Here is a 21513-nt window from a genome sequence, read left to right on the forward strand (position 1 = left end):
GGGCGAGAATCCGTCCCCCGAATCGGCTCGGACGGCATCCGAGCTTCGATCGTGCAGGCCGGCCGACCCCCTTAAAGGCGAACGGCCGAATCGCGTGTGAGCGATTCGGCCTAGCCGAACGCGGGACGCTCCTCGGAACGAAACCATCCCGGAAAGCCGACCGCGGCGAGGATCGCGCGGAGCGTGATCCTCGCATTCAGGCGCAGGCCGACCGCGGCTGTGATCGCGCAGAGCGCGATCTCAGCACTCAGGCGTAATCGCCTGAGATCAAATACTGCACCTTCTTGGCGATGGAGACCGCGTGGTCGGCGAAGCGCTCGTGGTAGCGGCTGGCGAGGGTGGCGTCGACGGTGTCCGCGGCCTGGCCCTTCCAGGCCTCGCTGAGCACCTTGTCGAAGACGCTGACGTGCAGCTCGTCGATCTTGTCGTCCTCGTCGCGGATCTCCTCGGCGATGCGGCCGTCCTGCGAGCGCAGCAGCTCGGTGAGCTTGTGCGCGACGACGACGTCGAGGCGGCCCATCTCGACGAACGTGGGGCGCAGGCTCTTCGGGACGACCTTGTCGGGGAAGCGGTACCGCGACAGCTGCGCGATGTGCTCCGCGATGTCGCCCATCCGCTCGAGCGAGGCGCTGATGCGCAGGGCCGACACGACGATCCGGAGGTCGCGGGCGACCGGGTTCTGGCGGGCGAGGATGTCGATCGCGAGCTCGTCGAGGCTGATCGCGAGCTCGTCGATCCGGGCGTCGCTGGCGATCACCTCTTCGGCGAGGGTGACATCGGAGTGGTTGAACGCCTGAGTCGCCTTCTCGATCGCGATCTCGACGAGTCCGGAGATCTCGACGAGGCGATCCTGGACCTCGGCCAGCTCCTGCTGGAATACTTCGCGCATCTTGTGATCGACCCTCTCTGCGGCACGCACGGCGAACGGTGCCGGGTTGGCGTCGCGCACCACGCGCGACACAGCACCTGTTCCTTCGCGGCGCAGGCGGAGCAATGATGACGACGGCAGGTTAACGAACGGTGCCGCGGGTTTGAACAGTACTCGACCTGCAGTCCGTCGGCGGGCATCCGGTAGGGAGACGCCCGGTGGATGACTAGCCTGGGTGCGTGGATTCGGGTGTGTTCGTGATTCTGGCGCTCGTCCTCGGGGTGGCGATCGGCGTCCTGCTGACGACCGTCTTCACTCTCGCGGCGAGGCAGGGGCGCATCGCGGCCGAGGTGGTCTCGGCCACGCTTCCCGAGGGGATCGACGCGATCATCGAGGCCGTCGGAGCTCCCGCGTTCGTCACCGATCCCTCGCACAACGTGCTGAAGGCGTCGACCCGGGCGATCGCGCTGGGCCTGGTCTCGCAGGACACGCTCCTGCACCCGGATCTCGTCGCGATCGTCGACCGCGTCCGCCGGTTCGGCGACGACATCGAGCAGGACCTGGAGCTCGCGACGAGCCCCCTCTCGGAGCAGGCCGTCACCCTCGTCGTCCACGCCACGCGACTCGGATCCCGCTTCGTGCTCGTCCTCGCCGAGGACCACACCGAGGCGCGCCGCCTCGAGGCCGTGCGCCGCGACTTCGTCGCCAACATCTCGCACGAGCTGAAGACGCCCATCGGAGCGGTGGGCCTGCTCGCCGAAGCGCTCGACTCCGCCGCCGACGACCCGGTGCAGGTCCGCCGCTTCGCGCGCCGGCTGACCCAGGAGTCGCACCGTCTCGCCAAGATCACCCGCGAGATCATCGAGCTCTCGCGTCTGCAGTCCGCCGACGTCGGGGCCTCGGCCGAGCTGGTCCGCGTCGATGACATCGTCACCGCCGCCCTCGAGACCACCCACGTCCTCGCCGAGTCGCACGACGTGACGCTGGTCAAGGGCGGGATGAAGAAGGCCTACGTCGCCGGCCAGGAGAAGATGCTCGTCTCGGCGCTGCACAACCTGCTCGCCAACGCGATCCAGTACTCGCCGCCCGGCTCCCGCGTCGGCATCGGGGTGCGCTCCACGGGCGGAGTCGTCGAGATCGCGGTCACCGACCAGGGCATCGGGATCCCCGAGGACGACCTCGACCGGGTGTTCGAGCGGTTCTACCGCGTCGACCAGGCCCGCTCGCGTCACACCGGAGGAACAGGACTCGGCCTGAGCATCGTCAAGCACGCCGTGCAGAACCACGGCGGCGACGTCCGCGTCTGGTCCAAGCCCGGACGCGGCTCCACCTTCACCATCCGACTCCCCGAAGCAGACCCGGCGAGGACGCCCTTCGCATCCTCCGCCCCGATAGGAGACACCGCGTGACCAGCATCCTGCTCGTCGAAGACGAGAGCGCCCTCAGCGAGCCGCTGAGCTACCTGCTCGAACGAGAGGGCTACGACGTCACCGTCGCCGAGGACGGACTCCGCGCCGTCACCGCTTTCGACGAGGGCGACTACGACCTGATCCTGCTCGACCTGATGCTGCCCGGCATGCCCGGCACCGAGGTCTGCCGCGAGATCCGCACCCGCTCCCAGATCCCCATCATCATGGTCACCGCGAAGGACTCCGAGGTCGACATCGTCGTCGGTCTCGAACTCGGCGCCGACGACTACGTCACCAAGCCCTACTCGACCCGCGAACTGCTCGCCCGCATCCGCGCCGTCCTCCGCCGCCGCACCGAGGAACCGGGAGAGGACCGCATCGTCACCGCCGGCCCCGTCCGCATGGACATCGAGCGCCACACGGTCGAGGTCGACGGAGTCGAGACGCCCATGCCCCTCAAGGAGTTCGAACTCCTCGAGATGCTGCTCCGCAACGCCGGACGCGTCCTCACTCGCGGCCAGCTCATCGACCGCGTCTGGGGCAGCGACTACTTCGGCGACACCAAGACCCTCGACGTCCACGTGAAGCGCATCCGCTCCAAGATCGAGAAGACGCCGAAGGAGCCGACGCTGCTCGTCACCGTCCGCGGCCTCGGCTACCGCTTCGACTCGTGACGCGGGGCCTGGCGGGGCCATCTGCGGCGTTGTCGTCGGTCGCGATACCGCCGGACGCGGGGCCTGCCGGGGCCATCTGCGGCGTTGTCGTCGGTCGCGATACCGCCGGTATCGCTCCCTCCTCCGCCTTGCAGCTGACCCCACCAGGCCCCGCGGTGGACTCCAGAAGTAGGGCCGTCGCTGTGCGACGAGCCGAGGGTGGGGCTGTCGCTTCGCGACGAGCTGCTCAGGGGGCCGTCGCTGCGCGACGAGCTGCCGCCGAGGGGCCGTCGCTGTGCGACGAGGTGCTCTGGAGGGGGCGCACCGCCTGCTGGTCGAGTAGCCGCGGAGCGGCGTATCGAGACCCACCTTTGCCTGAGGGAGTGCGCGCCCTATGGCCTGGGGGTCCGACGCGTGCGCGCGGGGCCCGGGCGGAACGACGAAGGACCGCCCACCGGAGTGGGCGGTCCTTCGATCGAACGCGGGCTACTCGCCGGCGGGGGGCTCGATCGAGTTGCCGGGCTCCGTGGTCGGGGTCGGGATCGCGGTCAGGGCCGGGTCGGGAGTGGCGGTCTCGGTCGGGGTGGCCGAGGGGGCCGGGGTGAGGGTCGCGTACGACTCCAGGGCGTTGGTCAGGACGGGGACCAGCAGCTCCTTGCCCTCCACGTCGCCGTACTGGAAGTAGACGGGGAACAGGCTGCCGGGAACGGTGTCGAGGCCCGACATCGTCACCGCCTGCTCGGCGGTCGGGCCGATCTCGTTCCGGCCGGGGACGAGCTCGAGCTCGCCGTCCGTCCGGCCCTCGCTCGACTCGTACTGCACCTCGAGCGTCTCGGTGTCGGCGGAGTCGTTCACGATCGTGACCACGAGAGTGCCCTCCTCGCCGTCGTTCGAGACGATGAAGGCGTTGCGGAGGGCGAGATCGCCGATGGTCGCTCCGACTCCGTCGCTCGGGTCGTAGATGTTGCGGGTCGCCTGGGGGGCGACGAGGTTGCAGCCGGCGGTTGCGAGGGCGACGCCGACCGCGAGAACGACGGATGCAGCGATACGCGCCTTCACAGGTTCCTCCAGATCGTCGGCCCTGCTCGCCCCGGACAGGGCGTCTTCACGGTGCACGGGCCGATTCCAGATTAGCGTAGCGACCCCTCCGCGCCGGTCCGACCGAGGGGGTCCTCACCCGCGCAGGCCCCCTGGTACTCTGACCGCCGGCGACCGCCGGTGGAAGGACGTGCACGATGACCCCGCTCTCCGCGGCTGCTCCCACCGTCGCCGTCGTGATCGTGGCGGCGGGCAGCGGCACCCGGCTCGGGCGCGAGCGCCCCAAGGCCTACGTCGACTGCGCGGGGCGCACGATCCTCGAGCGCAGCCTCCGCACGGTCCTCACGCTCTCCGAGCCCGTCGAGATTGTCGTCGTGGCTCCGGCGGAGCTCGTCGACGAGACCGTCGCGCTCTGCCGCACCGCCTCGGGCTCCGACGGCATCGCGGTCACGGCCGGAGGGGCGACCCGCCAGGAGTCGGTGTCCCGCGGCCTCGCGCTGCTCGCGCCCTCGATCGACACGGTGCTCGTGCACGACGCCGCACGCGCACTCACTCCCGTCGCTCAGTTCGAGCGGGTCGTCGCGGCCGTCCGCTCGACCGGGGAGGGGTCGTCCCCGGGCTCCCGGTCACCGACACCATCAAGCGCATCGAGGCCGACGGCGCGATCCTCGAGACGGTCGACCGCTCGCTGCTGGCCGCCGTGCAGACCCCGCAGGGCTTCCCGCGCGCACTGCTCGACGCCGCGTACGCGGCGGCCGGCACGGAGCACACGGACGACGCGGCGCTCCTCGCGGCGCACGGGCACGGATCCGTCGTCGTCGCGGGCGATCCGCTCGCCTTCAAGATCACCACGCCGTGGGACCTCTCGAGGGCGGAGCAGCTCCTCGCCCCACCGGTTCCCGTCGCCCCTCCGCGGGTCGGCATCGGCACCGACGTGCACGCCTTCGACGACGAGTCGCCTCTCTGGCTCGCGGGACTGCACTGGCCCGGCGAGCGGGGCCTCTCCGGCCACAGCGACGGGGATCCGGTCGCGCACGCGATCTGCGACGCGCTGCTGGCGGCCGCGGGCCTCGGCGACATCGGCTCCCGCTTCGGCACCTCCGACCCGAGGTTCGCGAACGCGCACGGCGAGGTGTTCCTCGTCGCGACGCGCGACCTCGTCGAGGCGGCGGGGTTCGTCATCGGCAACGTCGCGGTGCAGCTCATCGGCAACCGCCCCAAGTTCTCGCCGCGCCGGGACGAGGCGCAGCGGCTGCTCTCGGGGCTGCTCGGCGCGCCGGTGAGCGTGGCGGCCACCACGTCGGACGCCCTCGGCTTCACCGGCCGGGGCGAGGGAGTGGCGGCGACCGCCACCGCACTCGTGCTCCCCGCCCCGCCAGCGCGCTGATCCGCGGCCCGGCCGGAGGCGGCGCGCCCGGTAAACTCGCCCCGTGACTCTGCGACTGCACGACTCGAAGGCCCAGGCCCTCGTCGATTTCGTCCCCCTCCGTGCGAACGAGGTCGGGATGTACGTCTGCGGACCCACCGTGCAGTCCTCCCCGCACATCGGGCACCTGCGCTCGGCGCTGGTCTACGACCAGCTGCGGCGCTGGCTCCGCTACCGCGGGTTCCACGTCACCCTCGTGCGCAACGTCACCGACATCGACGACAAGATCCTCGCGATCGCCGAGGAGTCGCGCCGCGCCGCCCCCGAGGAGGTGCCGTCCGAGCAGTGGTGGGCCCTGGCCTACCGCGTCGAGCTCGAGTTCACGGCGGCCTACAACGCCCTCGGCATCCTCCCTCCCACCTACGAACCGCGCGCCACGGCGAGCATCGCCGAGATGATCGGGCTCGTGCAGCGCCTCATCGAGCTCGGCCACGCGTACCCCGCGCCCGACGAGTCCGGCGACGTCTACTTCGACACCCGCTCGTGGCCCGACTACGGCGCCCTCACCCACCAGCGCCTCGAGAGCATGGAGGCCGCGACCGACGCGGACCCCCGCGGCAAGCGCGACCCGCACGACTTCGCCCTCTGGAAGGGCATGAAGCCCGACGAGCCCGAGTCGGCGTCCTGGGCCTCTCCGTGGGGCCGCGGCCGCCCGGGCTGGCACATCGAGTGCTCGGCGATGTCGACGAAGTACCTCGGCACGCAGTTCGACATCCACGGCGGCGGCCTCGATCTCCGCTTCCCGCACCACGAGAACGAGCTGGCCCAGTCCAGCGCGGCGGGGCACGCCTTCGCGTCCTACTGGCTGCACAACGGGCTCGTCTCGGTGACCGGGCAGAAGATGAGCAAGTCGCTCGGCAACTCCGTGTTCGCCTCCGAGCTCCTCGGCGCCGCGCGACCGCTGGTCGTCCGCTACTACCTCGGCTCGGCGCACTACCGCTCGACGCTCGAGTTCCACGACGGTGCGCTCGACGAGGCCGAGGCCGCCCTCGAGCGGATCGAGGGCTTCCTCGACAGGTCGCGCCGACGCCTGGAGGGCACCCGCTTCGCCACCCTCGGCGAGCCGCTCGTGCCCGAGGAGTTCGCCGAGGCGATGGACGACGACCTGTCGGTCCCGCAGGCGGTCGGCGTCCTGCACGAGACCGTCCGGGCCGGCAACGCCGCCCTCGACGCCGAGGATCTGGGCACCGTCGCGGCGCTGCGCACGCAGGTCCTCGCCATGGCGTCGGTGCTCGGCATCGACCCGGAGGCGCCCGAGTGGGCGCGCTCCGACGACGAGCCCTCCTACCGGGCTCTGAGCGTCCTCGTCGACCGTCTGGTCCTCGAGCGCCAGTCCGCGCGGGAGCAGCGCGACTGGGCGGCCGCCGACCGCATCCGAACCGATCTCGCTGCGGCGGGAATCACGATCGAAGACACCCAGACGGGTGCGCATTGGAGTCTCGATGGCGAATAAGCCCGGCCGCCCAGGAGCGGTCCGAAAGAAGAGCAAGGGCAAGGCCGTCGGTTCCGGCGGTCAGGGCCGTCAGGCCCTCGAGGGCAAGAAGCCCACGCCGAAGGCGGAGGACCGCCCGTACCACCCCGCGGGCAAGGCGAAGGCGGCGCGCGAGCGCTTCGTCGCCGCCGGCGGCAAGGGGCGTCCCGGCAGCACGCTGTCGGCGGCCGCGAGAGGGGGAGCGGGCCGCCCCGCTCCGTCGCGCAGGCCCAAGAGCGTGGACGAGTCCGAGATGGTCACGGGGCGCAACTCCGTCCTCGAGGCGCTGCGGGCGAAGATCCCCGCGACGACGCTCTACGTGGCGACCCGCATCGAGATGGACGACCGGGTCAAGGAGGCGCTCAAGCTCGCCACCGCGCGCGGCCTGCCCGTCCTCGAGGTCATGCGCCCCGAGCTCGACCGGCTCGCCGGCCCCGACTCGGTGCACCAGGGCCTCGTCCTCAAGGTGCCGCCCTACGAGTACGCCCACCCGAGCGATCTGCTGCAGCGCAGCATCTCCCGCGCGCAGGTCCCCCTGTTCGTCGCGCTCGACGGCATCACGGATCCCCGCAATCTCGGCGCGATCATCCGCTCGGTCGCCGCGTTCGGCGGTCAGGGCGTCATCGTGCCCCAGCGCCGTTCCGTGGGTCTGAACTCTGCCGCGTGGAAGACCTCGGCCGGAGCCGCGGCCCGCGTGCCCGTCGCCATGGCGTCGAACCTGACGGCCATGATCAAGGACTTCAAGCGCGACGGCGTCTTCGTCATCGGCCTCGACGGCGGTGGCGACACGATGCTTCCGGGTCTCGAGCTGGCCGACCGGCCCCTGCTCGTGCTCGTCGGCAGCGAGGGCAAGGGTCTGTCCCGCCTCGTCACCGAGCAGTGCGACGCGATCGTCTCGATCCCGATCAGCTCGGCGGCGGAGTCGCTGAACGCGGGCATCGCCGCGTCCGTCGCGCTCTACGAGATCTCGAAGCTCCGCGCCTCTCAGGAGTAGCGAGGGGCCCGGCACGGCGATCTGCGGCGTTGTCGTCGGGCGCGATACCTCCGGTATCGCTTCCTCCTCCGCCTTGCAGCTCACCGCGAGGGGCCCGGCACGGCGATCTGCGGCGTTGTCGTCGGGCGCGATACCTCCGGTATCGCTTCCTCCTCCGCCTTGCAGCTCACCGCGAGGGCCCGGCACGGCGATCTGCGGCGTTGTCGTCGGGCGCGATACCTCCGGTATCGCTTCCTCCTCCGCCTTGCAGCTCACCGCGCCGGACCCCTCGCGGGGTCGGCACCAATGACGAAGGGCCCGGGCGGATCGCTCCGCACGGGCCCTTCGGTGTTCCGGGTCAGACGTTCTTGGTCCAGTCGACCTCGGCGTCCTCGTCGGTCAGCTCGGCGTCGCCCGCCTCGTCGATCACGAGGTTGGGCAGCGTCAGGGCTTCGGTCGGCGGTGCGATGATCGTCGCCTCGTCGCGGCGGTGGCGCAGGATGTCGTTCACGTAGGCGGTGACCGCCTCGGCGAGCGGCACATCGCGGGCCTGCTGCTGCGACATGAACCAGCGGTGCTCGAGCAGCTGGTGGAACATCTCCGCCGGCTCCAGACGCCCCTTCAGATCGCGCGGGATCGAGCGGATCACCGGCTCGAAGACCTGAGCCAGCCACTCGTGAGCGACCATCTCCTCGTCCAGACCCTGCTTGCCGTAGGTCGCGGTGTACGAGTCGAGGTCGTTCAGGAGCCGTCGTGCCTGGTTCTCCTGGGCGTCGAGCCCGGTCAGGCGGAGCAGACGGCGCTGGTGGTGCCCGGCGTCGACGACCTTCGGCTGGATCCGCACCGTCGATCCGGCGTCGTCCGTCTTGATCGCCAGCTCCTCGATGTCGAAGCCGAGGTCGTTCAGGCGGTTCACGCGGTCGTTGATGCGCCAGCGCTCGGAGGTGGCGAACGACTCGACGCCCGTCAGCTCCTTCCAGAGGCTGCGGTACGCCGCGACGATCCCGTCCGAGACGGTGATGGGGTCGAGGTCCTCGTCCACGCGGCCGCCGGCCTCGAGGTCGAGGAGCTCGCCCGCGATGTTCACGCGGGCGATCTCGAGGTCGTTCTCGCGCTGGCCGTTCGAGAGCCCGCCCGAGTAGAGCTGTCCCGTCTCGGCGTCGACCAGGTAGGCGGCGAACGCACCGGCGTCACGGCGGAACAGCGTGTTCGAGAGCGACACGTCGCCCCAGAAGAAGCCGATCACGTGCAGGCGGACGAGCAGGAGGGCGAGGGCGTCGACGAGGCGGGTCGCCGTGTCCGGCCGCAGCGTCTGGGAGAAGAGCGCCCGGTAGGGGAGCGAGAACTTGAGGTGGCGCGTCACCAGCACGGCGGGCAGCTCACCGCCCTCGTCGTCGGTGCGGTTCGCGATGACGGCGCCGGGCACCACGCACGGCACGTCGAGGCGCTGGAGGGTCTTCAGCATCTCGTACTCGCGACGAGCCATCTCGGCGGTCGTCTCCTTCACGGCGACGACGTGCCCCGAGAGGTGGGCGAAGCGCACCGTGTGCCGCGAGATGCCCTTGGGCAGAGCGGCGATGTAGGCGTCGGGCCAGTCGTCGAGGCGCAGGTTCCACGGGAGGTCCAGGAGGGCGGGGTCGACGGTGGCGGAGGTGATGTTCAGGGATCCGGACATGGAGCGCCGTTCGTGTCGGAAGTCGGGCGGTGGAGGAGCGGTAACGAACGCTGCCGCCGTCCCGGAGGAGACGGCGGCAGCGTGTGCGCGGGAGCGGAGCCTTAGGAGAGGCGCTCGCCCGACTCCGCGTCGAAGATGTGCACGCGGTGGTTCGCGGTCACGTAGACGCGGTCGCCCGCGGTGGGGTGCACGCGGCCGTCGACGCGCGCGACGATGTCGGTGCGGCGTCCCTCGACCTCGGTGTGGCCGTAGAGGTAGCCGTCCGAGCCGAGCTCCTCGATGAGGTCGACCTCGATGGGGAGGCCGCCGGGCTGCGTCGAGACGGTGACGTCCTCGGGGCGGACGCCGAGCGTGACGACCTTCTGGCTCGTCTTCGCGAGCGCCTCGCGGGCGATCGGGAGGACGGTGTCGCCGAACTTGACTCCGCCGTCGGTGACGTCGGCGTGGAACAGGTTCATCGCGGGCGAGCCGATGAAGCCGGCCACGAAGACGTTGTTCGGGTTCTCGTACAGGTCGCGCGGGCTGCCGACCTGCTGGAGGAGGCCGTCCTTGAGGACCGCGATGCGGTCGCCCATGGTGAGCGCCTCGGTCTGGTCGTGGGTGACGTAGACCGTGGTGATGCCCAGGCGGCGCTGGAGGGTGCCGATCTGAGTGCGGGTCTGGACGCGGAGCTTGGCGTCGAGGTTCGACAGCGGCTCGTCCATGAGGAACACCTGCGGCTTGCGGACGATGGCGCGGCCCATCGCGACGCGCTGACGCTGACCACCGGAGAGGGCCTTCGGCTTGCGGTTGAGGTAGGGCTCGAGGTCGAGCATCTTCGCGGCCTCGAGGACCCGCGCGGCGCGCTCGTCCTTGTTGATGCCTGCGATCTTGAGCGCGAAGCCCATGTTCTCGGCGACCGACATGTGCGGGTACAGCGCGTAGTTCTGGAACACCATCGCGATGTCGCGGTCCTTCGGCGGAACGTCCGTGACGTTGCGGTCGCCGATGAGGATGCGTCCCTCGTTGACCTCTTCGAGGCCGGCGAGCATGCGCAGGGAGGTGGACTTGCCGCAGCCGGAGGGCCCGACGAGGACGAGGAACTCGCCGTCGCCGACCTCGAGGTTCAGCTTGTCGACGGAGGCACGCGTGGCCCCGGGGTAGACGCGGGACGCGTGGTCATAGGTTACGGACGCCATTGTTCTTGCTCCTTCACCGGCAGGTACGTGCCGGACGATCCGAGTGAATGGAATTGATGATGGTCATCGTCGTGTGGACGACGGCGGCCAACCGTCACAGTATGCCACGCACCATCGCCGCGCCACCGCGTCGGCTCGTCTCTCCTCCCGCTCGCGGCGCCTACCCGCCGTTTGGGGTATTCCCAGGGCTCGCGCGTAGGATTCCGGCGTCGCGACCCGGCGACGTCTTCCCCCCTCTCTTTCTCGGAGTGTCCTTGTCATGACCAACGGCGGAGCCAACGACCGTCTCTCGAAGAACCAGCGTCGAGAGGCAGCGAGGGAGAAGGCCCGACGACTCCGCGAGCAGCAGAAGCGCCGCGATCGCGCCGGCCGTCTCCTCCTGCAGGGCGGGCTCGCCGTCGCCGTCATCGCCGTCGTGGCGATCGTCGCCCTCGTGCTCGTGCCGAACCTCCGCCCGGCCGAGGTGGGCCCCGGTCCGGCGAACATGGCCAGCGACGGCCTCGTCGTGGGCGAGGGCCTGGTCGCGCAGACCTCCGCCCCGATCCCCGCGAGCGGCACCCCCAGCCCGAGCGAGCTCGACACCTCGACCGGCACCGTCGACATCCGCGTCTACGTCGACTACCTGTGCCCCTACTGCGGCCAGTTCGAGACGACCAACGGCGAGCAGATCCAGGAGTGGGTCGAGAGCGGGGCCGCGACCGTCGAGATCCACCCGATCGCGATCCTGACCACGCGCTCCAACGGCACGAAGTACTCCGAGCGCGCCGCGAACGCCGCCGCCTGCGTCGCCGACAGCTCTCCCGACTCCTTCTTCGACTTCAACGCGCTGCTCTTCGAGAACCAGCCCGCCGAGGGGACCGACGGCCTGTCCGACAAGCAGCTCAAGGGCTACGCGGCCGACGCCGGAGTCGAGGACACGGCGGCCGTCGACTCCTGCATCGACGACGGCTCCTTCACGAGCTGGGTGCAGGCCGCGACCGAGCGGGCGACCGCGGGGCCGCTGCCGGGCACCGAGGTCGAGAAGGTCTCCGGCACCCCGACCGTCCTGGTGAACGGCGAGGCCTACACCGGCTCCCTCACCGACCCGGAGGCGTTCAGCTCGTTCGTGCTCGCTTCGGCGGCCGACACGTACTCCTCGGCGTCGCCCACCCCGACGCCCGCGAGCTGACGTTCGACGAGCACTGACGAAGGGGCGCGTCCGGAGGATCCGGGCGCGCCCCTTCGTCGTCGTTCGGCGGGCGCGGCGCGAGGAGGCGCGTCGGTCGCACGGTGAGCACCCGTGAGGATGCGGCCCGCCGACCGCCCGGCCTTCCGAGCGGCGGGACGATCGGACCGCGGCCGTGTGGAGTACGGCTCCGCTCAGGCGCGGGGACTTCGGAGCCGACGACGGGACTCGAACCCGTAACCGCCCGTTCCCATCTGCCCTCGTGCATTGGAATCACTGGCGATCACTGGCCGTCAAAGAACCCTGCAACGAAGCGGATTTCGCAGAGGCGCAGGTTCACCTGCCATCACTTGTGATCGGCCTAAAACACCGTGTGATCATGACTGGATCATGACTGGATCGTGACTGCGGAAGTTGGTTCACGGGTCTAGCGTCCTACGCGCTTTCGCCCGCGCGACTGCGCTGACTGCTTCCAAGGGTCCTTCGGCCGGCTCAGGTACTCCCTGACCTCAGATGGCCAGAACCGGTGACGGTTCCCGACCTTGAACGACGGAAACAGTGGGTCGTTGCCGAGCAGGTAGGCCTTGTCTGTCGAGACTCCGAGCATCTGCGCGAGCCCCTTCACGTCGATCGCGCGCTCGCCCTCGTATTCGCCAGGTTCTTCTTCGTCGCTCATGCGGCCAGTGTGGCTCGTGTCGGTCGATGCCTGCCGATGTGGTGAAGCTCGGGCATGTCCGCCACTGGGTGTCTTTACACGGCGGCAGCTAGCCTTGACTGGTGAAGTGGGAGCCCCTGGTCGATGCCGCGCTTCCGTACCTGGGACCGTTCGCAGTCGTCCTGTCGTGGCTGATCCTCGTGCGCGCGATCGTGCAGATGGATGTGGGCAACGGCTACGTCGCTGGCATCATCTTCCTGCTCGGTCTCCTCCTGGTCGGTCTGAGGCACATCCTCGACGCAGGGTTTGAGCAGTTCGGACCTCAAGCCAGGGGCAGGGACGCTGACAGCTCTCGAGGTCAGCGCTAGCTGCGGCGCCACGCGAGGAACGCCTCTGCAGCGTCTCGGAGTGAATCTCCACACCCGACGACCCACTCGTCGCGCGTGACGCACACGAAGGTCGGCCGGCCCTGGTACTCGACGAGGCGAATCCACCCAAGCTCCTCGCGCTTGTCGCCCATTCGCCACTCGTGGGGGCGGACGGAGCGGGTGACCATCGAGAGCGGCGTCCAGTGATGCGACATGCGGTGATCGTCGCCATGACCACCGACAAGACACACGGGTCCACTCGAGCTAGCTCCGATGTCGGTGGCGGGTGCGAGCATGTGCGCATGACTTTTCGGGAGTGGATGGGCAACAGCGCTGAGATGCAGAAGATCCGAGTGCACTTCCTACGCGATCGCCTGTCGCTTGCTGGCAGGCAGCGCTACCGCAAGGGCTTCGAGGATGGTTACGCCGCGGGCCGCGAGGATGAGAGTCTTCAGCTCCCGGACCGAGTCGCCCCCTACCGACACAACCCGCATCCCCAAGTTGATGCGCACGGGATCGAGGTGGACGAGCTGATGGCACCGCTACTCACTGCCCTTTGGCGCCTTGGTCTGGACACGCAATTCTCGTGCCAAGATGACCCGGACAAATTCATTCCGAATACCGAGATCGGCGGGGCACACCGCTCACAGATCGTCTTCAGCGACATAAAGCAAGCGCAGAAGTTCCTCGACAAGTCCATCGAGCTGCTACAGGGTCGCGTTTACGCCGACGGTGGCTTCGCGCTATGCCCAATGCTTCCAGTAGATGGCGAGACGTGGCGTGGCGAAGTGGTATTCCCGCCTGCCGTTCTCCCCGAGGTCACCGCTGCATGGGTCGCTTTCGAGGAAACCGTCCCGCAAACCATCAAGAGCCCTTAGACCGGGTGGGGCTTGCCCGCGGATGGCTGGCGCCGCCCACCTCGCCCGCGCCGGTCACTTCCGTACAGGTTCGGCACCTCGCTCGCGTACATGTACCGCCTGGATTGCGGGTTGATCATGAACGCGCCATCCTTCCACGCGAGCAGCCACGGCGCCTCGTCGCCGAGGTCGCCGTACGCCTGCTCGTACACGGTGACGTCTCGAGGACGGGCCGGGTGGTTCGGGTCCAAGCGGGATTCCATGCCCAAAGAGCGCAGGCGATCATCGACCTCGCCCCCACGACCCGCGCGTCGAGATCTCATTGTCGCGAGTGCGCGTAGGACACTCGTTCCATGATTGCTCTGCCTCAGGACCTCATCGTGAAGATGGAGCGCGCCGAAATGCTGGTTCGGGAACTGGACAACGAGACGCGCCGCTACACCGAGGGGCGGCCGATGAAGCTCATGCCGGAGCGAGGCACAGAGGGAGCAGACCCGGACGGTGACCCCTTCGTTGTGTGGGGTCTCAAGAGCGAACTGACTGTCCCGGTACCGGCCTACCTAGCCGCCATTGCGGGAGACGCAGTACAGAATATCCGCGCATGCCTTGATTACTTGGCGAGGGCGCTTGTGCTTAGTCACGGACGTACGCCGAAGGACAACGCGGGCGGAGGGTCTACTGCCTTCCCGATTAGGACGCAGAAGATTCCCGGCATGATTATTGGAGGAGTTGACCCGCTGGCGATGCAGGCCATTATCGACATTCAGCCGTTGCCTGGTGCCAGCGATCCTTCCGCTCCGATACTCGAGCGGCTGGCCGATCTGTCGAATGACGACAAGCACCGCAACCTCACTCTTGTGGTCGCTGGCACGGGACTGCATGCCGAATTTGCCATTGGTGCGAAAAATCGCGTTCCGCCCCTGTTCTTCGTCGCGCCACTCATGCGCTCCCTTCGCTCCGGTGACACGGCGATGATGCCAAGCCTTCCTTTTGCACTGGGTGATAACGTGACGGTTCCGGTCAGCACCTTAGAGACAGTAGTGTCGCTGCCTGAAAGTAGTAGCCCCGGGCTTCCTCTACAGCATGAAGTTGACCTGATATTGCGCACGGTGCGCGACGACATAATCCCCCGATTCAGGCCCTTCTTTAGTGAGCCGTGGCCCGACATATTCGAGGGTGCCGAAGTCCTGGTGCCAAACTTCAACATTCTGGAAAATTTAGAGGGCGTGCAATACACGGCTTCTTCGGTCACTAGCATCACGAACTGGCTGAGGAGCGAACACGGATCTGACACGATGATCGTTGTCGTCGGAATTGCTTCTGGCTATAACGTTGACCCGGTGCTGCTCGGGGAATGAGTCGCTCGAGCAGCGGGGTGAGCAAAACGTCAGCCGCCTGGCTAACGCAAGGTCTGGCTTCAACTCTCGCTGCAGGTCAGTCAGGCCGGCAGCTCGGAAATTCGCCTCTCACACTTGGGGCAAACTTCGAGGCCCTCATGGTCGCGCGTCGGTATGAACCAGTACCCGCAAAGCCCGGGAACGGGCAGGCCGTCAACCGTGGCCTCCGTCAGTGCCTCGCGGCGCGAATAATGTGCGAAAGTACCCACTCGCAAACCAAGTTCGTTAGCCTCCAGAGCGGTAGGGGCCCCGATGAGGGACTCGTGAGCCTCGTCTTCAACAAGCGTGGAGTAGTACGTAATCGCAGAAGAAGCGCCGACAGTGAGCGTCCATGTCTCCGCAAGACGACCGAGCGCGCTTCGAGCGATTTGGCTAAGCAAAAGCGTTTGGTCAAGCAGATCCCATCGGAGAGAACTGACCGTCAGAGTCGCTTCGCGAATAGTTTCGCCCTGCTCTTTAATTTCATCTAAGGACAGAGATAACTCAGCGAGAACGACAGTTTCGCTCGTCCGAAGCTCTGGATCTGATTCGTAGACCTCGCCGTCAACAAGAGCCCACGGCTCGATTTTCACCGGGCCAGCTTCACCCGAATGCTGAGCAGCCTCTGAGTAGAGCGCTCGAGCGGCGAGCCCAACTTGGATCTGCCATGCATCGAATTTCGCACACTTCTCATCCACCTTTTGTAACCGATAGTCGGCCTTTGAGGGCAGAAAGTAAGCCGGGTTGGTACCTGCGCGGGCCATGAAAGCTTTGTAAAAGTCTTTCTTCTCTCCCTCATAGCGAAGTCCAGCGGCGCACAACCACGCTACTCCTTTGCTTTCGAGCATCGCGTGATTTGTAGCAGCCCCCCGCCAGCGGCCCGTCTTCTGCTTCCACCAGTGCGGGTTAGCAAGCCCACTTATGCTCTCTCGCGCCTCGTCACCCTCGGTCGAGAAGGATGAATCGAAGTAGCGAATAATCGGGTGACCGAGCCTATTGATCACAGGCAACTTACGCAGTGCCCGCATGATGGCCGCATCGTCGCTCGAATCTGCGACGTTTGCCTCGACAACTTGCGCCAGATCCGCCACCAGTCGAGCGTGTTCTGCGTCCTCCCAGTCGTCGGCGAGATCGTCAGTGAGGCAGCGCAGGGTCACTCGGCGGGCATCGTTCATGCGCTCAGCATATGTGGGCGCTACTTCGTCGCGTTGAAGACTCTCGCCTCGAGGTCGTCGCTGAACGCAACCGCGCGAGCGTCCGCGGCCCTGGCCACCATCGTCTGAGCGTGGTAGCTGTCGAAGTCACGAACAGCGATCCGTCGATCCCGCTCGCCGACGGTACGGAACGGCAGCGCTCCCGAGTCGAGGATCTTATAGACCAGTCCCCGGCTGACCCCCAACGCTTTCGCCACCTGCGAAGGTGTCAGCTCATCCTGGGCTGCAGCAATCGTGACGGGGTCGCCAGCGCGCAGGTCGTGCAAAATCATCCCGATCGTCGACGCGAGTGCCGAATCGGCCGGCATGGCGTCGTGTGCGCGTTCGAGAATCGCAAGTTCACCTTCGGGTACGGCGGACGGTTGGAGAGTGGTAGCCATTTGGTCAGCTGCCTTCATGAGGGGTTTCGGCGCGTTGGACGCGAGTACTGGGCGCGTACGGGCGAGCGTGATTCGCTCGACTCCTCGCCGCGGTTCATCTGTAGGTGTCACAAGTGTCACATCGGGCCGCGAAATCGTCAACCTGGGGTTGACGTCTGCAAGAACGTGCAGTGAGCGGTTCATGTTGTGTGCGAACCCGCCGTATGAAGTTGCTGAGATTGACGAACGCGTTGCACGGCAACGGTCCCGCGGACTGAACCGAGCGACGGCCTCCATGCCGCTGACCGGTTCCCGTTTCTGAAAGGGCGCTAAACACCCCGCGTGTGACAACAGCCTGACCCGGAGGTCTGGGGCGGGTGCCCGAGGGTGGACCCGCCCCAGATGGGTCAGTTGTCGTAGAGCGCGAGCGCCTGCGACTGCGTGCGGACGATGTCCTTCGCCATGCGGGTCGGGTCGTAGCTGTAGGAGGTGTGGCTCGGGTTGATGGCGAGCGTGATGGTCCTGCTGTTGTCGACGAGAGCCATGGTCGTCGTCGGCGAAGGCGTCGACACAGTTCTACAGTCACGTCATGACCCCTACCGAAGTCTCGAACCTCGTCCAGGTGATCGCCGTCGTCGTGGCCGTAGCCGCATCCCTCGTCGCCCTCTACATCTCAGCCGCTGACCGGAAGAACGCGCGCGAGATCGCCGCCCAGGACCGGGCCGCGGCGGCACGGCAAGCCCGTCTCGAGGTCGAGCTATCGGCAGCTACTCGTTTGCTCGAGAACATGAACCGCGGAGGTTCGACGGATCGGCAAGAGTCGAGCCGGATGGGCGCCGAAGCTCTCACGCTGATCGGCATGTTGGGCAAGGACCGCGTGCCGGATCTCTGGGCTGACCGTGTGTCGATGGACGATGACGGGTTGCGGGCTCTCGCGGCGGAGGAGGACACCGAGAAGTGGCAGGCGCACGCGATCGAAGCGCAACTCGCGGTCAACGCGATCCTGCGGGACATGGACAGAGGAACAAGCGCCGCGAAGTAGCCAGCTCAAGGACGGCGCCTAAGCCCGCTGGTGATGGCTGCGACCCCTCCCCGCGCTGAGCGGAGCTGGCGCGTCCTGTGTGTGAAAAGTGACCAGTAGTCTCGCCAGTGTGACGTGAGGATGTTCCCGCGCTCAGTGGTTGAGGAGACGGTTATGACGGCAACATTTCGAGTGGACGATCAAACGATCGTCGTCGAGGACGACGAGTCCGCTGTGGTGCTTCGGAAGCTTCTCGGACGAATCATCGCGGCGGGCGCCTTCGAGTGGGTTCCGATGCCGGGCAAGTCCGAGGGGGACGATGTCACAATCGCGGTGCACGTGACGCCGACAACCAAGCTGAGCGTGTTGTTCGAGCCGGCGGTCCCTGGAACGGACCAGATGCGTTCGCTCCTCGAGAGTTATCTCCCCGAGGAGCTCGAGCAGATGCGTGCAGAGATGAAAGCTGAGGCCGCAGCGGAGAACCCCGGCGTGTAGAGCTAGCGGAGTCCTGACATCATCAGGGCGGCGCGAGCTGGGCGCTCGACTTTCTGCACGATCCGGAAGTCGATGAGGTCCGTAAGGCTGCCGCCGGTCTTGTCGACGACTTCGATCGCCCAGCCGGACGGGTCGCCGCTCGCGTTGCTGCCGACGTCCACGCGGGGCGCAGGCGAGATAGCGACGCGTCCGCTGATGTTCGGGAGCATCGCGTTCGTCGCGGCTCCTACGACGCCCTGAGAGTCGGCGAGACCGGAGGCGAACTTGTTGACGATGGCGACGCCTGCGCCCTCGACGGCGTTCCAGCCGACGCCGGAGAAGATGCCGCGCTCTGCGGGGCTGTGGGGGAAGAACCCAGCAGCGAAGTCCATGACTCCGCCGACCGCGTCGCCCACGGCGCCGATCATGCCGGAGATGCCGTCGATGAACCCCTGGATGAGCGCCTGGCCGGAGTCGACGAGGAGTCCGCCGAGGTTGCCGAGGACGGCGAGGGCGCGGCCAGGGAGCTCGGAGACGAACTCGATGACGTTGTTGACGCCGGTCGAGACTGCGGTCTTTGCGAGGTTCCACATAAGGTTGAACGCGGCGACGACGCGGGAGCCGAAGTCGGTGACCATGCCGACCGTGTTGGAGATGAAGTCGACGAACATGCCGACCGTGTTCGAGAAGAACGTCGAGAACATCTGGCCGACGCCGTTCCAGATGGCGGCGAGCTGCGAGCCGGCCTGGCCGGAGCCGGTGACGAGGTTCACGATCCACTTGATCGCGACCGACAGTGCGGTGACGAGCACGGTCAGGACGTCGGCGACGAACTGCACGGCAGGTACGAGCAGCCCGACGAGCGCGGACACGAGCGTCGTGATCGGGGCGATGATCACGCCGAGGAGGTTGATGAGGGGCGTCAGCGCCGCCCCGATGAGCTGCAGCAGCGGGGCGACGAGCATCAGCACGGCACCGATGAGGGGCACGAGGATGCCGAACAGGGGCGCCAGGGCGACGAGGAGATCGCCGACGAACGTGGCGAGCTGCGTGATGATCGGCAGCAGCGCGTTGATGGCAGTGCCGAGTACCGTGCCGAGCGTCGTCGCGATCTGAGTGATGATCGGCAGCACGAGGGTCAGCGTCGAGCCGAGACGTTCCGCGAGAAGAGTGACGAGCTGGGCGATGACGGGCAGCAGCGTCGCGATGACGGCTCCGAGGCCGGTGGAGAGGGCTGCGGCGACGGGCTGGACTGCGGCAACGATGCCGGTGAGTACGGGCAGGAGAGCGGCGCCGATGGTCGAGCCGAGCTGCACGAACGTCGCCCCGAGCTGAGGGAGCAGCGGCGCGATGGCCTGAAAGATGATGTTCAGCGGGGAGAACGCCTGCCACAGTCCGAGCGCCGCGGATGCAAGCGGGGCGAGGCTCGAGACGAGAGCTCCGAAGTCGAGGGCGGCGAACGCGGAGCCGATCGAGTCCACGACGGTTCGCAGGTACGCGCCGAACGTCGTCAGGGGCTCCGTCCACGCGCCCATCGCGACGGTCGGCGGCTGCCCCTGGAAGGCGTTGCGCACGGTCCCCACGGCATCGACGACGCGGGCGAGTCCGGGTACGACGGCCGTGTTCAGGAAGCCGACGACGCCGAGCATTGCGGGGAGCAGCAGGGCGCCGAACGACGTCGACAGATTCTCGATACCGGCGGAGAGGATGCGCTGCTGGTTCGCCAGGCCACCCGACGTACGGGCGAAATCGCCTTGCTGGGTGTTCGTCTGCGCGAGGATCTCCGCCTGCGCGGCGAGGACCTTCTGCTGCTGCGTCAGCGCTCCCGTGCCGGAGTAGATGCCGAGCTCGGTAGCGCGTGCCTTGAGCGCCGCGTCGTCGAGGAGGACGCCGTACTGACGCAGTGGCTCCGACTCGCCGCGAAGTCCAGCGCCGAGGGCTTCGATGGCCTGCTCGGGAGAAGTGTTGTTGAAGGAGGCCAGGTCGGCAGCGAGCCCCACAAAGTCGGTGGAGAAGCCCGCGAGCTCCTGACCGGAGAGGCCAGCGGCCTTGCCGAATACCCCGAAGGTACGGGCGGCGTCGAGGGCCTGATTCGTCGACTGGCCGAGAGACTGGGCGGCACCCGCGGCGAACTTCTGAATCGTGACATCCGCGTCACCGAAAACCGCGGTGATCGCGGTGCCCGCCTCCTGGAAGTCGGAAGCGTTGTTGATCGAGTCGGAGAACGCCTTGCCGATACCGAGACCAGCGACCGCGGCGACGAGAGGGCCGGCGAGAGACTTGAAGCCGCCGAGGATGCCGGAATTGATTCCGCTGCTCGCAGACTTGCCCGCGCTGATTCCTGCAGGGCTGACCTGCTTGTCGAGCGCGGAGCCGAAGCCCTTAGCCGAAGGCACGACGTCCACGAACGCCTGGTAGAAAGTTCCCGCCACGATTCTCCCGATAATCGGGTCACGCGGGAGAACATGACTATTGCAGCCGGAGCGTTCCGGCACTTCTATCTTAATCGACGGGAAAAGGCCAGGGACACAAGAAAGGCGCCCATATGACCAATCGGGATGGTCATATGGGCGCCCTATGCAGCAGCACTCTTAGGATAGCGGATTGCCGTTATGAACGGTATCGCTTGCCCTATTCGACCGCTCCCAGGGCACAGGTCGTGGGCGCTCTCGACGTGAAATTTCCCGTGTGTGAAAAAGCGCTATGCCGCCGGAGCGCCGCGCATGGGGGAGGGAGGGGTTGCCTCCCCCCGTCCCGCTGCAGGAGCTACGGCGTCCACTCCGCAGGCTTGTCGAGGCTGTAGTTCATCGACTCTTCGAGCGCCGCACGCATGTCGCTTGAGGCACGCCCTCCCGTCGGTGCGGTGAGCTCCCACAGTTCATCGACCTCCGCTTCGTAGAAGGGATGGTTGGCGCTGTACGTGTTCGCCACGTCGACCCACCGCTCCTTGTAGGCACGACCGAGGACAGCCTTCTCGAGGGGAACGTCCTTGCTGTCGACGGCTTGGAGGAGGAGCGTGACCGCCTCTTCCTGGTCCTTCAGCCGTGCAGCGCGCTCGTGCGCATCTCGATAGGAGATGCTGAGGCTGGGGTCCTGCCCTTCGAAAACGGATCTCGCGAGAAGCCGACTGGTGAGGTCGGTGCGACGCGCCGCGGTAGCTGCCTGGTCGCTGTCCCGGAGCCGGTCGAGCTCGAGGCGTGTCTGTCTGTAGCTGTCGTTGATCAGTTCTCGCTTCCCCTCCTCGCTGAGCTTCGGGTTGTCGCGGATGCTGAGGAGGCTTGCGCGGTAGCTCGCCTTGATCGAGTCCGCCTGATCAGTGGTGAGGCTCATCCT

The 21513-nt window shown here is 67.4% G+C and carries 21 protein-coding genes and 1 pseudogene; 11 read left to right on the forward strand and 11 right to left on the reverse strand.

Features of this window, described 5'->3' with window-relative positions:
* Window positions 1–247: 247 nt before the first annotated feature.
* Entirely contained in the window at window positions 248–889 is a 642-nt protein-coding gene (gene phoU, locus AC0CID_RS18910; RefSeq protein WP_207406622.1) for a phosphate signaling complex protein PhoU, read from the reverse strand.
* Window positions 890–1119: 230 nt separating this feature from the next.
* Between phoU and AC0CID_RS18915 the strand changes: the two genes are divergently transcribed.
* Both AC0CID_RS18915 and AC0CID_RS18920 read left to right on the forward strand, forming a co-directional pair.
* On the forward strand, window positions 1120–2277 hold the full coding sequence (locus tag AC0CID_RS18915; protein ID WP_465227982.1) for a sensor histidine kinase: 1158 nt from the start codon (window positions 1120–1122) through the stop codon (window positions 2275–2277).
* A complete protein-coding gene (locus AC0CID_RS18920) occupies window positions 2274–2951 on the forward strand; it encodes a response regulator transcription factor (RefSeq protein ID WP_207406566.1) in 678 nt (225 codons plus the stop codon). Before AC0CID_RS18915 ends, AC0CID_RS18920 begins: the two co-directional genes overlap by 4 nt.
* A gap of 465 nt (window positions 2952–3416) precedes the next feature.
* On the opposite strand, the gene AC0CID_RS18925 is transcribed toward AC0CID_RS18920, so the two are convergent.
* The gene (locus AC0CID_RS18925; protein WP_465227983.1) at window positions 3417–3989 is read right to left on the reverse strand and encodes a hypothetical protein; all 573 of its coding nucleotides are present in this window, start codon (window positions 3987–3989) and stop codon (window positions 3417–3419) included.
* 176 nt (window positions 3990–4165) lie between these two features.
* Here AC0CID_RS18925 and ispD point away from each other — a divergent pair.
* The 3 genes and pseudogenes from ispD (at window position 4166) to rlmB (ending at window position 7859) form a co-directional block, all read left to right on the forward strand.
* Window positions 4166–5355 (forward strand): annotated as a pseudogene (gene ispD / locus AC0CID_RS18930) (2-C-methyl-D-erythritol 4-phosphate cytidylyltransferase).
* Window positions 5356–5398: 43 nt separating this feature from the next.
* Window positions 5399–6847 carry a cysteine--tRNA ligase gene (gene cysS / locus AC0CID_RS18935; protein WP_207405893.1) on the forward strand — a complete coding sequence of 483 codons (1449 nt, stop codon included), beginning with the start codon at window positions 5399–5401 and terminating at the stop codon, window positions 6845–6847.
* On the forward strand, window positions 6837–7859 hold the full coding sequence (rlmB, locus tag AC0CID_RS18940) for a 23S rRNA (guanosine(2251)-2'-O)-methyltransferase RlmB (RefSeq protein ID WP_465227984.1): 1023 nt from the start codon (window positions 6837–6839) through the stop codon (window positions 7857–7859). Before cysS ends, rlmB begins: the two co-directional genes overlap by 11 nt.
* A gap of 337 nt (window positions 7860–8196) precedes the next feature.
* Here the strand turns inward: rlmB and AC0CID_RS18945 are convergent, their stop codons facing one another.
* Both AC0CID_RS18945 and AC0CID_RS18950 read right to left on the reverse strand, forming a co-directional pair.
* Window positions 8197–9513, reverse strand: coding sequence for a DUF4032 domain-containing protein (locus tag AC0CID_RS18945; protein ID WP_207405897.1), 1317 nt, complete (start codon window positions 9511–9513; stop codon window positions 8197–8199).
* 101 nt (window positions 9514–9614) lie between these two features.
* On the reverse strand, window positions 9615–10691 hold the full coding sequence (locus AC0CID_RS18950) for an ABC transporter ATP-binding protein (RefSeq protein ID WP_207405899.1): 1077 nt from the start codon (window positions 10689–10691) through the stop codon (window positions 9615–9617).
* A gap of 259 nt (window positions 10692–10950) precedes the next feature.
* On the opposite strand from AC0CID_RS18950, the gene AC0CID_RS18955 reads away from it, so the two are divergent.
* Window positions 10951–11859: a DsbA family protein gene (locus AC0CID_RS18955; protein ID WP_465227985.1), complete on the forward strand. Its 909-nt coding sequence runs from the start codon at window positions 10951–10953 to the stop codon at window positions 11857–11859.
* 424 nt (window positions 11860–12283) lie between these two features.
* Here the strand turns inward: AC0CID_RS18955 and AC0CID_RS18960 are convergent, their stop codons facing one another.
* Window positions 12284–12532, reverse strand: a complete 249-nt coding sequence (locus tag AC0CID_RS18960; protein WP_465227986.1) for a helix-turn-helix transcriptional regulator — start codon at window positions 12530–12532, stop codon at window positions 12284–12286.
* Between the two features lie 101 nt (window positions 12533–12633).
* Between AC0CID_RS18960 and AC0CID_RS18965 the strand changes: the two genes are divergently transcribed.
* On the forward strand, window positions 12634–12879 hold the full coding sequence (locus AC0CID_RS18965) for a hypothetical protein (protein ID WP_465227987.1): 246 nt from the start codon (window positions 12634–12636) through the stop codon (window positions 12877–12879).
* On the opposite strand, the gene AC0CID_RS18970 is transcribed toward AC0CID_RS18965, so the two are convergent.
* Window positions 12876–13094: a hypothetical protein gene (locus AC0CID_RS18970; RefSeq protein WP_465227988.1), complete on the reverse strand. Its 219-nt coding sequence runs from the start codon at window positions 13092–13094 to the stop codon at window positions 12876–12878. The two genes, AC0CID_RS18965 and AC0CID_RS18970, sit on opposite strands and share 4 nt — an antisense overlap.
* 15 nt (window positions 13095–13109) lie before the next feature.
* Here AC0CID_RS18970 and AC0CID_RS18975 point away from each other — a divergent pair, with 15 nt between their 5' ends.
* A complete protein-coding gene (locus AC0CID_RS18975) occupies window positions 13110–13757 on the forward strand; it encodes a hypothetical protein (protein WP_465227989.1) in 648 nt (215 codons plus the stop codon).
* A gap of 332 nt (window positions 13758–14089) precedes the next feature.
* Entirely contained in the window at window positions 14090–15094 is a 1005-nt protein-coding gene (locus tag AC0CID_RS18980) for a hypothetical protein (protein ID WP_465227990.1), read from the forward strand.
* A gap of 80 nt (window positions 15095–15174) precedes the next feature.
* Here the strand turns inward: AC0CID_RS18980 and AC0CID_RS18985 are convergent, their stop codons facing one another.
* The 3 genes from AC0CID_RS18985 to AC0CID_RS18995 form a co-directional block, all read right to left on the reverse strand.
* The gene (locus AC0CID_RS18985) at window positions 15175–16287 is read right to left on the reverse strand and encodes a DUF3039 domain-containing protein (protein WP_465227991.1); all 1113 of its coding nucleotides are present in this window, start codon (window positions 16285–16287) and stop codon (window positions 15175–15177) included.
* 20 nt (window positions 16288–16307) lie between these two features.
* Window positions 16308–16706 carry a helix-turn-helix domain-containing protein gene (locus AC0CID_RS18990; protein WP_465227992.1) on the reverse strand — a complete coding sequence of 133 codons (399 nt, stop codon included), beginning with the start codon at window positions 16704–16706 and terminating at the stop codon, window positions 16308–16310.
* A 386-nt stretch (window positions 16707–17092) separates the two neighbouring features.
* Window positions 17093–17230 carry a hypothetical protein gene (locus AC0CID_RS18995; protein WP_465227993.1) on the reverse strand — a complete coding sequence of 46 codons (138 nt, stop codon included), beginning with the start codon at window positions 17228–17230 and terminating at the stop codon, window positions 17093–17095.
* A gap of 44 nt (window positions 17231–17274) precedes the next feature.
* On the opposite strand from AC0CID_RS18995, the gene AC0CID_RS19000 reads away from it, so the two are divergent.
* Together AC0CID_RS19000 and AC0CID_RS19005 are read left to right on the forward strand one after the other, a co-directional pair.
* Window positions 17275–17727 carry a hypothetical protein gene (locus AC0CID_RS19000; protein WP_465227994.1) on the forward strand — a complete coding sequence of 151 codons (453 nt, stop codon included), beginning with the start codon at window positions 17275–17277 and terminating at the stop codon, window positions 17725–17727.
* Between the two features lie 135 nt (window positions 17728–17862).
* Window positions 17863–18201, forward strand: coding sequence for a hypothetical protein (locus AC0CID_RS19005; RefSeq protein WP_465227995.1), 339 nt, complete (start codon window positions 17863–17865; stop codon window positions 18199–18201).
* Window positions 18202–18203: 2 nt separating this feature from the next.
* Here the strand turns inward: AC0CID_RS19005 and AC0CID_RS19010 are convergent, their stop codons facing one another.
* Both AC0CID_RS19010 and AC0CID_RS19015 read right to left on the reverse strand, forming a co-directional pair.
* Complete coding sequence (locus tag AC0CID_RS19010) at window positions 18204–20612, reverse strand: phage tail protein (protein ID WP_465227996.1); 2409 nt, start codon at window positions 20610–20612, stop codon at window positions 18204–18206.
* A 334-nt stretch (window positions 20613–20946) separates the two neighbouring features.
* The gene (locus AC0CID_RS19015) at window positions 20947–21510 is read right to left on the reverse strand and encodes a hypothetical protein (RefSeq protein WP_465227997.1); all 564 of its coding nucleotides are present in this window, start codon (window positions 21508–21510) and stop codon (window positions 20947–20949) included.
* Window positions 21511–21513: the final 3 nt, after the last annotated feature.

It is taken from the genome of Rathayibacter sp. AC451 (assembly GCF_979253095.1).